Source organism: Streptomyces sp. NPDC023723, assembly GCF_040639815.1.
Taxonomy (GTDB): domain Bacteria; phylum Actinomycetota; class Actinomycetes; order Streptomycetales; family Streptomycetaceae; genus Streptomyces.
Genome location: NZ_JBFAAP010000001.1, coordinates 63,224 through 76,517 on the forward strand (window position 1 = coordinate 63,224; position 13,294 = coordinate 76,517).

14 protein-coding genes are annotated in these 13,294 nt (G+C 73.7%); 10 read left to right on the forward strand and 4 right to left on the reverse strand.

Features of this window, described 5'->3' with window-relative positions; all coding sequences use genetic code 11:
- Positions 1-61: 61 nt before the first annotated feature.
- From AB0G32_RS00360 to AB0G32_RS00375, 4 genes are all read left to right on the forward strand, one after another.
- Positions 62-919: a GntR family transcriptional regulator gene (locus AB0G32_RS00360; protein WP_361156021.1), complete on the forward strand. Its 858-nt coding sequence runs from the start codon at positions 62-64 to the stop codon at positions 917-919.
- Positions 920-1,037: 118 nt separating this feature from the next.
- Positions 1,038-3,197, forward strand: a complete 2,160-nt coding sequence (locus tag AB0G32_RS00365) for an aminoglycoside phosphotransferase family protein (protein WP_361156024.1) — start codon at positions 1,038-1,040, stop codon at positions 3,195-3,197.
- A complete protein-coding gene (locus AB0G32_RS00370) occupies positions 3,194-3,805 on the forward strand; it encodes a TetR family transcriptional regulator (protein ID WP_361156027.1) in 612 nt (203 codons plus the stop codon). Before AB0G32_RS00365 ends, AB0G32_RS00370 begins: the two co-directional genes overlap by 4 nt.
- Positions 3,806-3,854: 49 nt before the next feature.
- A complete protein-coding gene (locus tag AB0G32_RS00375; protein WP_361156029.1) occupies positions 3,855-5,870 on the forward strand; it encodes an AAA family ATPase in 2,016 nt (671 codons plus the stop codon).
- Positions 5,871-6,021: 151 nt separating this feature from the next.
- Here AB0G32_RS00375 and AB0G32_RS00380 read toward each other — a convergent pair whose 3' ends face one another.
- Both AB0G32_RS00380 and AB0G32_RS00385 read right to left on the reverse strand, forming a co-directional pair.
- Positions 6,022-7,179: an SGNH/GDSL hydrolase family protein gene (locus AB0G32_RS00380; protein ID WP_361156032.1), complete on the reverse strand. Its 1,158-nt coding sequence runs from the start codon at positions 7,177-7,179 to the stop codon at positions 6,022-6,024.
- A 1-nt stretch (position 7,180) separates the two neighbouring features.
- Positions 7,181-7,783 carry a TetR/AcrR family transcriptional regulator gene (locus AB0G32_RS00385; protein ID WP_361156034.1) on the reverse strand — a complete coding sequence of 201 codons (603 nt, stop codon included), beginning with the start codon at positions 7,781-7,783 and terminating at the stop codon, positions 7,181-7,183.
- A gap of 71 nt (positions 7,784-7,854) precedes the next feature.
- On the opposite strand from AB0G32_RS00385, the gene AB0G32_RS00390 reads away from it, so the two are divergent.
- Positions 7,855-8,349, forward strand: coding sequence for an FBP domain-containing protein (locus AB0G32_RS00390; RefSeq protein WP_361156036.1), 495 nt, complete (start codon positions 7,855-7,857; stop codon positions 8,347-8,349).
- 77 nt (positions 8,350-8,426) lie between these two features.
- Here the strand turns inward: AB0G32_RS00390 and AB0G32_RS00395 are convergent, their stop codons facing one another.
- On the reverse strand, positions 8,427-8,960 hold the full coding sequence (locus AB0G32_RS00395; RefSeq protein ID WP_361156039.1) for an AAA family ATPase: 534 nt from the start codon (positions 8,958-8,960) through the stop codon (positions 8,427-8,429).
- A 156-nt stretch (positions 8,961-9,116) separates the two neighbouring features.
- Here AB0G32_RS00395 and AB0G32_RS00400 point away from each other — a divergent pair, with 156 nt between their 5' ends.
- A complete protein-coding gene (locus AB0G32_RS00400; RefSeq protein WP_361156042.1) occupies positions 9,117-9,662 on the forward strand; it encodes a 1,4-alpha-glucan branching protein in 546 nt (181 codons plus the stop codon).
- Positions 9,663-9,680: 18 nt separating this feature from the next.
- On the opposite strand, the gene AB0G32_RS00405 is transcribed toward AB0G32_RS00400, so the two are convergent.
- Positions 9,681-10,382, reverse strand: a complete 702-nt coding sequence (locus AB0G32_RS00405) for a TetR/AcrR family transcriptional regulator C-terminal domain-containing protein (RefSeq protein WP_361156043.1) — start codon at positions 10,380-10,382, stop codon at positions 9,681-9,683.
- Positions 10,383-10,435: 53 nt separating this feature from the next.
- On the opposite strand from AB0G32_RS00405, the gene AB0G32_RS00410 reads away from it, so the two are divergent.
- From AB0G32_RS00410 to AB0G32_RS00425, 4 genes are all read left to right on the forward strand, one after another.
- A complete protein-coding gene (locus tag AB0G32_RS00410; protein WP_361156046.1) occupies positions 10,436-11,551 on the forward strand; it encodes an NAD(P)/FAD-dependent oxidoreductase in 1,116 nt (371 codons plus the stop codon).
- 130 nt (positions 11,552-11,681) lie between these two features.
- Positions 11,682-12,140: a helix-turn-helix transcriptional regulator gene (locus AB0G32_RS00415; RefSeq protein ID WP_361156048.1), complete on the forward strand. Its 459-nt coding sequence runs from the start codon at positions 11,682-11,684 to the stop codon at positions 12,138-12,140.
- 92 nt (positions 12,141-12,232) lie between these two features.
- A complete protein-coding gene (locus AB0G32_RS00420) occupies positions 12,233-12,856 on the forward strand; it encodes a hypothetical protein (RefSeq protein ID WP_361156051.1) in 624 nt (207 codons plus the stop codon).
- A 98-nt stretch (positions 12,857-12,954) separates the two neighbouring features.
- A complete protein-coding gene (locus AB0G32_RS00425) occupies positions 12,955-13,290 on the forward strand; it encodes a DUF2516 family protein (RefSeq protein ID WP_361157113.1) in 336 nt (111 codons plus the stop codon).
- The last annotated feature ends 4 nt before the right edge of the window (positions 13,291-13,294 follow it).

Genomic DNA, 13,294 nt, shown 5'->3' on the forward strand with positions numbered 1-13,294 from the left:
TTGGACTGCCTACTTGTCCGAAAGTGGTGTGCGCACCGGTTGGCGACGGTACGGTCGGCGGGTGGGCGAGGCGCGGGCGGGTGACGGCGGCGGCAGGGAGTTCCAGCGGGTCCTGGCGGCACTGCGGGAGCGGATACTCGACGGCACCTACGGGTTCGGGCGGGTGCTGCCACCGCAACGGGAACTCGCCGCGCGGCTCGGTGTCTCACGGGACACCGTGCAGCGGGTGCTGGCGGAGCTGCGCGAGGAGGGCTGGCTCGAGACCCGCCAGGGCAGCGGCTCCCGGGTGATCAGGGAGGGCGCCCCCGCGCCGGTGCCGGCGTTGCCGATGGCCGAGGCGGACCTGGGATGGTTCATCGGCCGGGTGTTCGCCGCTCGCACGGCGGCGCTCGACGTCTACACCCTCACCACCGAATCGCTCGACGCCCATGTCCGGGAACAGGCCGAGCGGATCGTGCACGGGCGTTCCCCGGCGCCGGAGGAGATCACGCTGCGTATCCTCCTGCCGTCCGAGGAGCAGGAGCACCCCTATCCGCGCAGCACGCGGGACCCGGACGACCGGCGGATGCGGGACCGGCTGCGGCGGATCAGCGACCGGCATCTCGGTTCGCTGCGGATGACACTGGCGGAGTTGGCGGCGAACTCCCTGGTCGCCAGGGCGTCGGTGGTCGTGCGGCGGGTACCGCTGACGCCGGCCTTCAAGGTCTACCTGCTCAACCGGACCGAGCTGCTGCACAGCGTGTACCAGGTGATACCCCGGCGGATCATGCTGACCGAGACGGACCAGGTCGACGCGCTCGATGTGCTCGGCCTGGGTGCGCGGGCCACCCACTTCGCGAAGTCGCCCTTCGTCGACGCTCACCAGCAGTGGTTCGACTCCCTCTGGGAGCATCTGTCGGTGCCGGAAAGCAAAACCTGATGCGGTAAGGTCCCCGGCACCTCACTGGTCGCGGCCGTGCAGGTGACACCCCGCCCTGCGCTGTCCCGGCATTGCGTTTACCGTCGTCACACCAGCCCCTTTCGCACCGGAGCGACCAGTGGTCGTACCTTCCCCTCCTGATCCGCTCCGCGCCTTCGTGCGGCTGGCCGTCGATCAGGGGGTGCTCGTCCAGGGCCACCACCACCGGAACCACATCACGCCCCTGCCGCCCCGCCCCGCCGCGCTGCTCGGCCGTGACCCCGGTGAGTCGGTCACTGTGCGTATCCCACGGGCCGACGCCCTCCCCGTGGTGATCCGGACCTGGCCGGACGAGACGGCCGTCCTGACCGCCGTACGGGAGGTGCTGCCCGGTGTGCCGCGGTCTCTGGCGCGGTGGGACGGCGGCACGGTCCAGACCCATGTGGCGGGCGTCACCCTCAACGAGCTCTGCCCGGACGGCAAGCCCGTCGACCGCATCCTCGTCGAAGCGCTGGCCGGCCGGCTCGCCCGGCTGACACAGGTACGCCGTTCCGCGCTGCCGCCGCTGCCGGTGACCTGGCCCCGCAACGGCACGGACACCCGAGCCTTCCTGCGCACCCTCGCGCACCGCGCCGACGTACAGATCAGGCAGGCCAATTGGACTGAGTTCGGCGGGCTCTTCACCGCGCTCGGGCTGCCCGAGGACGCGCTGCGGGAGTGGGGCGAGCGGACGCCCGCCCTGACCCGCCGGCCGTTCAGCCTGCTCCACGCCGATCTGCACCGGGACAACGTGATCGTCTCGGAGGGGCCCGACGGTCCCCGCCTCACCTGCGTGGACTGGGAGCTGGCCAGCTACGGCGATCCCCTGCACGACCTGGCGACCCATCTGGTCCGCATGCGGTACCCGGACGCTCAGTGGCCCGAGGTGATCGAGGCGTGGGCGGCGGCCGTGCGGGAGGTCCGGCCCGCGGCCGGGCACGGACTGAGCCGGGACCTGCCGCACTACCTGGCCTTCGAACGCGCCCAGTCGGTGTACCCGGACGTCATGCGCGCCGCGCGCTCGCTGGCCCGGTCGTTCACCCAGGAGCGGCTGACGGCGGCGACGGAGGCGGTCCGGCGGGCGCTGGACACGGCGGCGCAGCCGCTGCGGCTGGCCCGGGTGGCCGGCGACGGCGAGATCGAGCGGGCCCTGTTCCGGTGGTGCGCGTCCCGGGACGGCGGCGGACCGCGGCCGCTCGCCGGCGCGCACCGCTGGAGCCGCGACCGGCGGGTGCCCGAGCGGGCCGACTTCCCCGACGCGGCCGTGCGGCAGGCGCTGCGCGAGGAGGGCGCCGCGCCCGCGCACCGCGTCTTCAAAGGCACCGGGCATCTGAACACCGTCGTGTGGGTACCGGGTGCCGGCACCCCCGTGGTCGTCCGGCGGAAACTGCCCCAGGACTGCCGTCGCGAGCGGAGTTTCCTCAGCGAGCACTCCGTGCTGCGGGCCATCGAGCGGGCGAACGTCCGGGTCGCGGCACCCCGGGTGCTGGCGCTCGGCGAGAGCGGCAGCCGGGACCCGTTCGCGATCCACACCTACGTCGGTCCGGCCGACGTCGACCGGACCCCCCGCCACCCCGTCGACGGCCTCCTGCCGCACGAGGCGGACGGGCTCGTCGACCAGCTCTGCGCGCTGACCCGGGTGCACTACCGGCAGCTCGACCCGGTGGCCGGCGGCGGCGGGTTCTACGGCTGGCTGGTGGAACAGCTCGTCGCGCTGGTCGCCGAACTGCCCGCCGAGTCCCTGCGCCGCGCCCGGCTGCTCGGCCTGCCCGACGCCGACCGGCTGCGCCGCATCCTGTCCCGGCAGCCGCCGACCGAGCGGAAACCGTCCCTGCTGCACGGCGACCTGAACCCCTGGAACCTGGTCCGCCGGGACGACGACCTGGCGCTCACCATCATCGACTGGGAGATGGCAGTGGTCGGCGACCCGCTCTACGACCTGGTCCGGCACCTGCATCTGACGCCGACCCGCCCGGAGATCCGGGCCCGGATGTTCCGCCGCTGGGAGCGCGGCCTGCCGCCCGAGCACACCCGGGACTGGCGCCAGGACTGGCGGGCGTACCGCAGGCTGGAGGCGGTCCGGTCGGCCTACATCGACCTGGACCGTCTGGTGACCGGCGCGAGCCTGGACGCGCCCAACGTCCGCCGTGCCATCGACTCCTACGCGGGGACCCTGGCGGTAGCCACCGGCGCGCTCGGGCTGCCGGTGCGCCGCCTGAGTGCGGGGATGCGGGAGCGGCTGCGTACGCTCGCCCCATGACCGAGCCCGGCCTGCGTGAGCGCAAGAAGCAGCGGATGTACCAGGTGCTGTCGGACACCGCCGTCCGGCTGTTCCTGGAGCGCGGCTTCGACGCCGTGTCGGTGGCCGAGGTGGCCGCCGCGGCCGAGGTCTCCAAACCGACGCTGTTCCGGTACTTCCCGGCCAAGGAGGACCTGGTCCTGTACCGGATCGCGGACCACGAGGGCGAGGCCGCCCGGGTGGCCGCCGAGGGCCCGGACCCGGTGGCGGCGCTGCGGCGGCACTTCCTGGCCGGACTGGACCGGTGCGACCCGGTGACCGGGCTGAACGACCACCCCGACGTCCTCGCCTTCCACCGGCTGCTCTACGGCACCCCCGCCCTCGCCGCCCGGGTCTGCGGACACCAGGAACGCGCCGAGGCCGCGCTCGCCGACGCCCTCGGCGGCGACCTGGACGCCCGGCTGGCGGCCGGGCAGATCATCGCCGTACAGCGGATCCTCGCGCTGGAGAACTGGCGGCGGATCGCGGGCGGGGAGCGGGTCGAGGAGGTACGGGCGGACGCGGTGGCGGCGGCCGGGCGGGCTTTCGGGCGGCTGGCGGCGGGGCTGTCGCAGCTGAACCCCGAGTGAGATGCGGTTAAAAATGTTACTCGGTTAAGAAATCCATTAGGCTCGGGGAATGACGTCACCCGACCCCGTCCTCCGGGACGCCCTCGCCCAGGAACGCGCCCACCACGACCGGTGCCGTGCCGCCCTCGCCCGGATGCTCGACGGCGCCCAGGAACACGTCGTCACCGGCGAGGACGTCTCCGCCTCCGGTGCCGACGCCGAGGTACTCGGGTTCCGGCTGCGCAGCCGGGCCAAGGAACTGCGCGAACTGCCCGAAGGGCCGCTGTTCTTCGGGCGCCTCGACCTCACCGAGGGGCCGCTGCACATCGGCCGGCTGCGGATCTCCGCGCACCCGGCCGCCCCGCCGCTGGTGGTCGACTGGCGGGCCCCCGTCTCCCGCGCCTTCTACCAGGCCACCGCGCACGACCCCCAGGGCGTGACGGTCCGCCGCCGGTTCGGCTGGGCGCCCGGCAGCCGCGGCGACTCGGCCGACCTGACCGGGCTGGAGGACGAGCACCTGGCCCGGGGCGAGTCGGGGGCCGGCCGGATCGTCGCCCGGGAGATCGAACGCCCCCGGGTCGGGCCGATGCGGGACATCGCCGCGACCATCCAGCCCGAGCAGGACGACCTGGTCCGGGCCTCGCCGGCCGACTCGGTCTGCGTGCAGGGCGCCCCCGGCACCGGCAAGACCGCCGTCGGCCTGCACCGGGCCGCCTACCTCCTCTACACCCACCCGCGCCGGATGCGGCGCGGCGGACTGCTCGTCCTCGGCCCCAGCCCGGTCTTCCTCAACTACATCGCCGAGGTGCTGCCCGCCCTCGGGGAGAGCGGCGTACGGCAGTCCACGCTGACCCAGGAGATCGCCCGGCACCCGGTGACCGGCACCGACGAGAGGGCGGCGGCCGTCGTCAAGCACGACGCCCGGATGGCCGAGGTGCTGCGCCGGGCGCTGTACGGGCGGGTGTCCGCGGCGGCGGCGGCCGACCTGGAGGTGCCGGACGGGTCCCTGCGCAGGCGGCTGCCGGCCGGTGCGCTGGCGCGGATCGTGGCCGGCGTACGGGCGGAGGAACCGCCGTACGACACCGGGCGGGAGCGGGTCCGGGCCCGGATCGTGCGCTGCCTCCAGGACCAGGCCGAACGGCGCGGTGAGACCTGCGGCGCGGCCTGGGTGCGGCGGATCGGGCGGGCCCGGCCGGTCACCGCCTGCCTGGACGCCGTATGGCCGCGGGTGCGGCCGGAGGAGGTGGTGGCCGGGCTGCTGGGCGACCACCGGGCGCTGGCTGAAGCGGCCGACGGGGTGCTGGACGCCGACGAGCAGAAAGCGGTGCGGTGGCCGCGCCCGCCGCGGTCCTGGCGGTCGGCGCGCTGGTCCGCCGCCGACCTGGTCCTGCTCGACGAGGTCGCCGGACTCCTGGACCGTCCCGGCGGCTACGGCCATGTCGTCGTCGACGAGGCGCAGGACCTGTCCCCGATGGAGTGCCGGGCGATCGCCCGCCGGGCCGCCTTCGGGTCGCTCACCGTCCTGGGCGACCTGGCGCAGGGCACCACGCCGTGGGCGGCACGGTCCTGGCACCCGGTCCTCGGCCACCTCGGCCGGCCGGACGCGGCCCTGGCGGAGCTGACCACCGGCCACCGGGTGCCGCAGGCAGTCGTCGGCCTCACCAACCGGCTGCTCGGCCGGCTGGACGTGGCCGTCCCGGAGGCTCGTTCGCTGCGCCGGGACGGTGAACTGACGATGCGGCGGACAGCTCCGGAAGACGTGCCGGGGGCGGTGCTGGCCGCCGTGCGGGCCGCGCTCACCCGGGAGGGGTCGGTCGGGGTGATCGTGGCCGACGCGGACGCCGGCCGGGTGCGGGCCGCCCTCGCCGCGGCCGGGATCACGGCGGGCGGCCCCGAGGACCCGGCCGCCCGCCCGGCCGTGGTCCCGGCGGGCGAGGTCAAGGGACTGGAGTACGACCACGTCGTCGCCGTGGAACCGGCGGCGATCGCGGCGGCGGAGGAGCGGGGGCTCAACCGGCTGTACGTGGTGCTGACCCGGGCGGTGTCGCGGCTGGACGTGGTGCACGCCCGGCCGCTGCCGTTCTGATGCCCGGCCGCGCCTTTTCGTTCGCTTTCGGGTTCGTTCGCTTTTGCGTTCGCCTGCCTTCGTGTTCGCCTGCCTTCGTGTTCGCCTGCCTTCGCGTTCGTTCGCCTTCGCGTTCGTCCGCCTTTGCGTTCGTTCGCTTTCGCGCGCGAGGTCAGCCGAGGGGGCCGCCGGGGGCCAGGGCCAGGTCCGCGAAGCGGTCGCCGACGCGCAGGTGGGTGGCGGCGTCCGGGTGCAGGCCGTCGGGGAGGGGGAGTTCGGCGTGGTCGGACTCGCCGTACAGGGCGCGGCCGTCCAGGAGGTGCAGGTGCGGATCGGCGGCGGCGCGGTCCCGGACGATACGGGCGAGTTCCTCGCGGATGACGGTCAGCGTCAGCTTCCCGGCGGCGACCTCGGCCGGGTCGCCGGTGGCCCGGAAGCCGAGCCGGCCCTCGGCGAGCAGGGCGGGGTCGAAGGCGGCGGGCCCCGGGGTGTCCTCGTGGATCGGGCAGTAGAGCGGGGAGACCACCAGCAGGGGCGTCGCCGGATGGCCCTCGCGGACGGTGTCCAGGAAGCCGTGCACCGCCGGGCCGAAGGCGCGCAGCCGCATCAGGTCGGTGTTTACCAGGTTGAGGCCGATCTTGACGCTGATCAGGTCGGCCGGGGTGTCCCGCAGCGCGCGGGCGGTGAACGGGTCGAGCAGGGCGCTGCCGCCCAGGCCCAGGTTGACCAGCTCCACCCCGGCGAGCAGGGCGGCGCGGGCCGGCCAGGTGGTGGTGGGGCTCGCGGCGTCCGAGCCGTGGCTGACCGAACTGCCGTGGTGCAGCCAGACCTTGCGGCCCCGGTCGGGTACCGGGGACACGGGGGCGTCGGCGCGCAGGGCGACCAGTTCAGTGGTCTCGTTGTGCGGCAGCCAGATCTCGACGTCCTTGTCGTGGTCCGGCAGGCCGGTGAAGCGCAGGGTGGCCGCCGGGCCGGGGCGGTGCTCGGTGGCCCCGGTGCCCAGGTCGACGGTGAGGGTGTGGCCGCCGGCGGCGGTGGCCCGGCCGTGCGGAACGCCGTCGACCAGGAGGTCGTAGACGCCGTCCGGGCGGGGCGGGGCGCCGGGGTAGACCCGTTTGGTGGGGACGGTGTCCAGTTCGACGGTGGTGGCGCGGGTGCGCAGCGCCAGCCGTACGCCGGAGGGCTGGCTCTCGGCCAGGGCGAGCTGCGGGTCGGCGCACTGCGCGCGGGCCCGGGCGGGCAGCCGGTGCGGCAGCAGGCCGTACGCGGTGCGCTCGAGGTCGAGGGCGCCGCGCAGCAGGCCGGGGGTGGTGAGCGGGATGGTGTGCATGTCAGGGGCCTGTCGGTGCGGGGGCGGGGGCGGGGGGCGCCGGGGGCCAGTTGCGCAGCAGGGCGTCCAGGGCGTCCAGGATCCGGCTCCAGGACTCCTCGGGGCCGGGGGAGCTGTGGCTGAAGCTGCCGCCCAGCTCCATGCTGACGTAGCCGTAGAAGACGCTGCCGAGCAGCCGTACGGCGTGCGTCTGGTCGGGTTCGGCCAGGTGGTAGCCGCGCAGCAGCGCCCGGGTCAGCTGCGCCTGCCGGGCGCCGGCGCTGGCGGCGGCGGTCTCGGGGTCGAGCCGGAGCTGGGCGGCGGCGAAGCGGCCGGGGTGCTCGCGGGCGTAGTCGCGGTAGACGTTCGCCAGGGCGGTCAGGGCGTCCCGGCCGGCCCGGCCGGCGAGCGCGTCGGCGGCCCGGTCGGCGAGGTCGGCCAGGGCGAGCAGGGCGATACCGGTCTTCAGCTCCTGGGAGTTCTTCAGATGCGAGTAGAGGCTCGCGACCTTGACGTCGAACCGCCGGGCCAGCGCCGAGACGGTCACCTGCGCGAAGCCGGTTTCGTCGGCGAGCTCGGCGCCCGCCGCGATCAGCCGTTCCCTGGTCAGTCCCGCTCGTGCCATGACCGTCCTTCCGTCTGCCTAGTAGCAATAATCGTTTGCCTAAAGCTTTTAGGCAAATTACCGTCGGCTCTATGGAACCTGTGACCGAACCCGAGATCCGCGCCGCGTTCGTCAACCGCACCAAGGGCGAGGCCAAGCGCCTGCACGTGCCGCGCGATCTCGCCGACCGGCCCTGGGCCGACCTGGACTTCCTGGGCTGGCGCGACCCGCAGGCCCCCGACCGGGCCCACCTCGTCGCCGAACTCGACGGTCGGCTGGCCGGCATCGCCCTGCGCTGCCCCGCACCGCACTCCGGGCAGGCCCGGCGCAGCATGTGCTCGATCTGCCTGACCACGCACACCGGCGGCGTCTCCCTGATGGTCGCCCCGAAAGCGGGCAAGGCCGGACAGCAGGGCAACTCGGTCGGCATCTACCTGTGCGACGACCTCGCCTGCTCGCTCTACGTACGGGGGCTCAGGAGCGCGGGGCCGGGGGCGCGGCTCCAGGAGTCGCTGACCTTGGAGGAGAAGATCGCGCGGACGGCGGGGAACGTGGCGGGACTCTTCGCCATGGTGATGGCGGGATGACGGGGTGACGGATGGCGGCGAGAGGGGGCGACGGGGGTGAGGGGGGGCGACGGGGGCGTCCTCCTCGCGGAACGCCGTCAGTTCTTGACGACGGCCGTCGCGATCCGCCGGGCGGCCTCGGCGGGGGTGAGGTGCGTGGTGTCGACGACCTCCGCCGCGGCGTGCAGCCAGGTGCGGGCCGCCTCGGCGTAGGGCTCCAGGTAGGCGAGGCGGAAGGGCGAGTCGGGGCCGATGACGGTGTCGCCCGCGATGCGCTCGCGCAGGGTGGCCGGGTCGGCGTGGAGGACGAAGTGCCGTACCGGGACGCCGTGCTGGGCGAGGCCGGTGCTGATCTCGCGCCAGTACCGCTCGACCAGCACGGTCATCGGCATCACCAGGGTGCCGCCGGCGAAGTCCAGCACCCGGCGGGCGGTCTCGACGACGAGCGGGCGCCACGGCGGCCAGTGCTGGAAGTTGTCCACCCCCGCGCCCGGCAGCTTCGGCCTGATGTCCATGAGCGTCTCGCCGACCTTCTCGGCGTCGAACACCCGGGAGTCCGGGATCAGTCGCTGTACGAGCGCGGCGGTGGTGGTCTTGCCCGCGCCGTGGGTGCCGTTGAGCCATACGATCATGGGCGCTCAGGCTAGCGGGCCACGGTTTCGCGGGGCCACGGGCACGGCGACGCGGCCGCCGCCGTCGCCCGGCAGCCCAGGGCCACTCCCGTGCCGGACGGCTCCGCGGGCGTGAAAGGATCCCGGCCCACGCGTTGCTCCGAGGAAGGAACCCCAATGGCCGTCATCCACCTCACCACGATGAGTCCCACCAAGCTGGAACTGCTCGCCGAGTGGCTGCCGGCCCAGTCCTGGTACCGGGACGGCCCCGACGCGGAGCTCACGAAGGCCGGCGGGTTCCGGCTGGACGACCCGGCCGGGGAGGTCGGCATCGAGTTCATGATCGTCACGGGTGCCGCGCCGGGGGCGTACTTCGTGCCGCTGACCTACCGGGGGGCGCCGCTGGACGGCGCGGAGGCGGCGCTGATCGGCACGTCCGAGCACGGCGTCCTCGGCACCCGCTGGGTATACGACGGCGTGCGCGACCCGGTGCTGGTCGCCTGCCTGACCGCGCTGCTGCGCGGCGAGACGGCCGCGCAGGCACAGAGCGAGAGCGACACTCCGGACCCGTCCGTACGGGTGCGGGCCACCGACCCCGGCGACGCGGTGCCCGTCGTCCACCGGCTGCTGCCCCACCACGAGCCCACCGCCACCGGGACGGTCACCGCACCCTGGCAGCGCCCGGACGGGACCCGCACGGAGTCGGTCGTCGTCTCCGTCTAGCGGTCGTCTAGAGGTCGTCTAGGAGTCGTCTACCGGCGGCCGGGTCAGTTTGGCGGCCACGGCGTCGAGGACCCAGTCCAGGCCGGTCGCGAAGGAGGTCCCGGCGTCCACGTCCGTGCCGTCGTACACGGCCTTGGCCAGCGCCGGGAAGCGGCCGGTGGCCAGCATCCTCGTCACATGCGGGCCGTGCGCGCGCTGCCAGTCGTGCGTGGACAGGCCGGTGGCGCGCTCGGCCCGCAGGTACGCGATCTCGCGCCGGATCGCGCCGATGAAGTAGGCGCTGACGGTCTCCACGGCGCGCATGACGGTGTCGATATCGGCGAGACCGTCGAAGGCGGCCAGCGTGGCCTCGGTCACGGCGAGGCCGTTCGGACCCATGGCCGGGCGACCGCCGAGCAGGTCGGCCAGCCATTCGTGGCGCAGGGCGGCCCGCCTGGTGCGCTGGGCGAGGCCGCGCAAGGCCGCCCGCCAGTCACCGGGCTGCTCCGCGGGGAGGATCTCGGCCTGGACCTCGTCCACCATGAGGTCGAACAGCTCCTCCTTGGTGGAGATGTACCGGTACAGCCGCATCGGGCCGGCGTCCAGGCGGGCCGCGACCTTGCGCACCGACACCGCCTCGAGTCCGCCCTCGTCGGCCAGTGCGATGGCGGCGGCGACGATCCGCTCCCGGTCGAGCGGCACGGGGCGAGTCGGCGGCTCCGGCCGGTCCCAGACAGTCATGCTCACACCGTACCGTTGCGATGCACCGTACACGAGCAATACGGTGTATCGATATGAGACACCGCATCGCAGTGGTCGGGGGCGGTCCGGCCGGCCTGACTTTCGCCCGTGTCCTGCACCGCCACGACCGCCCCGTCACCGTCCTCGAACGCGATCCCGCCCCCGACGCCCGCCCTCCGGGCGGCACGCTGGACCTGCACCAGGGGATGGGGCAGCTCGCGCTGGACAAGGCGGGGCTGCTGGCGGAGTTCCAGGCGCTGGCCCGCCCCGAGGGGCAGGCCATGCGCATCCTGGATACGGACGGGACCGTCCTGCGCGACTGGCGGCCCCGCCCGGACGACCGGGCCCATCCCGAGATCGACCGCGGGCAACTGCGTGACCTGCTGCTCGGCGAACTCGACGTCCAGTGGGGACGGGCCGTGACGCGGGTGGTGCCGGGGCCCCGGGACGGCGTACTGGTCCGGTTCGCGGACGGGCGACAGGAGACGTTCGACCTCGTGGTCGGCGCGGACGGCGCCTGGTCCCGGACCCGCCCGGCGGTCTCGCCGGCGACACCGCACTACACCGGCGTCACGTATGTCGAGACCTCCCTCGACGACGTAGACACCCGCCACCCCGGCCTCGCCCGGCTGATCGGCGACGGTTCCATGGCTGTGTACGGCGTGAACCGGGCTCTCGTCGCCCAGCGCAACAGCGGCGGCCACGTCAAGGTGTACGCCCAGTTCCGCGCGCCGCTGGACTGGCACACGGACCTGGACCTGGCCGACGTCGAGGCCGTGCGATCAAGTCTGCTGGCCCTGTTCGACGGCTGGGCCGCTCCCGTCCTGGACCTGCTCCGGCACGGCACCGCCTTCGTCCACCGCCCCCTCCACGTCCTGCCCGTGTCCCACACCTGGACGCACGTCCCCGGGGTGACGCTGCTGGGCGATGCCGCCCACCTGATGCCCCCGTTGGGGGCGGGCGCGAACCTCGCGATGCTGGAAGGCGCCGAACTCGCCGAGTCGATCGCCGCCGGCCCGGGAGACCTGGACGAAACCGTCCGCGCCTTCGAGGAACGGATGTGGGCACGGGCCGGCGGGTGGGCGCGGAGCACGAAGGCCGGTCTGGAACGCCTCGTGAGCCCGGACCCCGCCGCAGCCCTCGCCCTCTTCGACCAGGTCCAGCCATAGTCCAGCCATCCTGACCGGCGAGCGTGGGAGCACCGGTACCGACAGCGGAGACAGGGCAGCCGGCCCGGGGTGAGTCACTCTTGCAAGCACCTTGCTTGCAATAGTTAGCACGGTCGGGCATCGTGGAGGCATGGCATCGCTCAACGTCGGCAACCTCGGCGAGTACCTGCGCGAGCAGCGGCGCACCGCGCAGCTGTCGTTGCGGCAGCTCGCCGATGCCGCGGGGGTGTCCAATCCGTATCTGAGCCAGATCGAGCGCGGGCTGCGCAAGCCGAGCGCGGAGGTGCTCCAGCAGGTCGCCAAGGCGCTGCGGATCTCCGCCGAGACGCTGTACGTGCGGGCCGGGATCCTGGATGCCGAGCGGGACCGGGAGGAGTGGCAACGGGAGGGGGCGACCACGGCGGTCATCCTCGCCGACCCCACCCTCACCGAGCGCCAGAAGCAGGTACTGCTCCAGATCTACGAGTCCTTCCGCAAGGAGAACGGATTCGTGGCCGGACCGGACCCGGCTCCCGACGACGACACCTCCATACGCGGCCCGCGCGTGACCGGCGGCGACGACGCCGCCCCGCGACGGACGGCCGGGTAGGAAGCGGCCACCGGCCGCCGGCCCCGCGCGGGAGACCCGTACCACGCCCTTCACACACTTAAAGCTGAACGCGATCCGGGAGGACCGTCACCATGGCCATCACCGACGACCTGCGCAAGACCTTCAGCGACCCGACGCCGCTCTACTTCGCCGCCGGCACCGCCGATCTGGCCTGGCAGCAGGCCAAGAAGGTGCCCGTCCTGGTGGACCAGCTGCGCACCGAGGCCCCGGCCCGCATCGAGGCCGTGCGCAGCACCGACCCCAAGGCCGTCCAGGAGAAGGCGACCGCCCGCGTCAAGGAGACGCAGGGCACGCTCCAGACCAAGGTCAACGAGTTCATCGGCTCGCTCGACACCGACCTCAAGAAGCTCGGCGAGAGCGCCCAGGACCTCGCGCTGCGCGGGGTCGGCGTGGCCGCCGAGTACGCGGTGAAGGCCAAGGAGACCTACGAGAAGGTCGCCGAGCACGGCGAGCAGGCCGTGCGCACCTGGCGCGGCCAGGCCGCCGAGGGCATCGAGGACGTCGCCGAGGACGTCGAGAACCTCGCCGTGGCCGTCGAGCCGAAGACCGAGCCGGTCAGGGTCGAGGAGGAGAAGCCCGGCACGGCGCCGGTGACTCCCGCCGCGGTCGCCGCGAAGAAGACGTCCGCCGCGCGCAAGGCCCCGGCGAAGAAGACCGCCACCGCCGCCACCACGAAGAACACCACGAAGAAGTGAGCCCGCGGCGGTCCGGGCACCCTCGGGGTGCCCGGACCGTTGTACGGGTACGGTGACGGCGTAGGGACGACCCGAGTCTGGTGGTGGACGTAGTGCTGATGCAGGGGTTCGCGGGCTTCATGTGGCTGTTGAGCATGGCCCTGATCGTGTTCAGCGGCTTCGCGCTGGTCGACGCCGCCGTCCGCCGCGAGGACGCCTATCGCGCGGCCGACAAGAAGACCAAGCCGTTCTGGCTGATCATCCTGGGGCTCGCCTTCGTGGTGAACCTGATCTTCAACATCCTGTCGTTCCTGCCGATCATCGGCCTCATCGCGACGATCGTGTACATGGTCGACGTACGCCCGGCCCTGCGCGGCCTGCCGGGCGGCGGCCGCAGCAGCCGCCGGGGCAGCAGCAGCGACGGCCCGTACGGGCCGTACAACGGGGGCCGCTGACCGG